General features: G+C 68.4%; 2 protein-coding genes. Both read left to right on the top strand.

Annotated features, from left to right (window positions below; genetic code table 11):
- Positions 1-1,046 (top strand): hypothetical protein (locus tag SY1_RS06310; protein WP_208873112.1); only part of this gene is annotated, 1,046 nt, incomplete at its 5' end.
- Complete coding sequence (locus SY1_RS06305; protein WP_208873111.1) at positions 1,043-1,552, top strand: aminoacyl-tRNA deacylase; 510 nt, start codon at positions 1,043-1,045, stop codon at positions 1,550-1,552. The genes SY1_RS06310 and SY1_RS06305, both read left to right, overlap by 4 nt.
- Positions 1,553-1,718 lie beyond the last annotated feature (166 nt).

The raw sequence follows: 1,718 nt of genomic DNA, 5'->3' as shown, positions 1-1,718 counted from the left end.
TCACGACGCTCCTCGCGGAGCTCATCCGCGCGGGGCTGGTGGACGCGGTGTCCACCAGCTCGGCCGTCGTCTCGCACGAGATGGGCGGCGCGCTGGATCGTGTCTTTCGCGTGGACGCCGCCGCGCTTGGCCTGGAGGAACGCTTCCTGCCGAGGGGAGGCCTCTTCGAGTTCACGCGCATGACGGAGGCGGAGCTGGAGGAGCTCCGGCGAGAAATGCCGCTGGACGAGGACCTGCTGAGGCGTGGCGGGGACCTCCCCGTACACAGCGACATCATCAAGGCGGCGGGCAACATGGCCTACCCCATGGGGCTCCGAGGCGAGCGGCTGGCGGGGGAGATCATGAACCTGGCCCGGATATACGGGCTCCCCTTCGAGGAGGTCGCCGGCTGGGGATGCGACCCCATGACCATGCTGGGCGCGGCGTCACAACGCGGCGTGCCCGTGCTGGTCACCATCCCCCAGCTCATCGGCGGCGGCGCGGTGGGCATGTCCATCGGGGACAGCATTCCGATCTCCCAGCGTTCCATGCGCCTGTCCCGAATGCTGGCCGCCTGCGACGTCATCATCGAGTCCGCCGTGGCCCTGACGCAGGAGGTCCACGACGGCCCCTTCGAGTGCTACACGGGGCACGGCATCTGGGCCAGCTGGTCCGGCCAGGCCACCTACAGCCTTCGGGACAAGACGCTGGTGCGCATCGACCTGGACGAGAACCTGCGGCGCGCCGTGGAGCTGTCCCGGACGGTCCAGGAGGCCATCGACAGGGGCCTGCCCAAGACGAAGGCCGCAAGGATCCCCTTCCGCATGGAGATGTCCGCCTTTGCGCGCCACGAGGGCAGCCTGCCCATCATCGGCGACATCGGCCGCGTCTGGCCCGTGTTGGCTCACGACGCGGCGCGGGAGCTCGGCATCGATCTGAAGTTCCTCTCCTCGTCCCAGGAGACGCCGGAGGGCGCGGCGATGCGCGACTGGATCGTGCAGAACGTGCGCCCACTGGACCGAGGCAGGATGCTCGAGCGCGCGGCGGAGGAAGGGCTGCGACCGTGAGCGGCGGGACGGCGGATCGGACGAACGCCATGCGCCGGCTCGAGGCGTGCGGGGCAAGCTACACCCCCCTCACGGTGCCCCTGAGCGGGGCCGCCGCCGTCAGCGCCGTGGAGGCAGCGCGCCTTTTGCAGCGCGGGACGGACGAGGTCTTCAAAACCCTCGTCACCGTGGGGAGGAGCCACGAACACTACGTGTTCGTGGTGCCCGGAGGGCGTGAGCTGGACCTGCGCAAGGCAGCCCGCGCCGTGGGCGAGAAGTCCGTCGAGATGGTCCGATCAAAGGAGCTTCTGCCCCTCACCGGCTACGTACACGGGGGCTGCTCTCCCGTGGGGATGAAGAAAACGTTTCGGACCGTCGTGGACGCCTCGGCAGAGGGACTCGCGACGATCATCGTCAGCGCCGGAAAAATAGGCCGGATGATGGAGCTCTCGCTGGAGGACCTGCGTCGTGCCGTGGACTTCACGACGGAGGACCTGACCGCAGAACGGGCCGCTGCGCCCTCGTGACCCACCTCTAATATGGATTGCCTCCCCTGAAAGGGGAGGTGGTTCGGAGGACTGGAGGGGGTCGTTTCTCATGCTCAACGACAACCCCTCAGCCCCTACGGGGCAGCCCCCCTTCCAGGGGGGCCTGAAAAACCGGGGGCCTAAAGCGCGCCCTTCTTTTTGCCTC

The sequence above is a fragment of the Fretibacterium fastidiosum genome, assembly GCF_000210715.1.
In the GTDB taxonomy this organism is placed as follows: domain Bacteria; phylum Synergistota; class Synergistia; order Synergistales; family Aminobacteriaceae; genus Fretibacterium; species Fretibacterium fastidiosum.
This window is presented reverse-complemented; position numbering and strand designations above follow the sequence as displayed.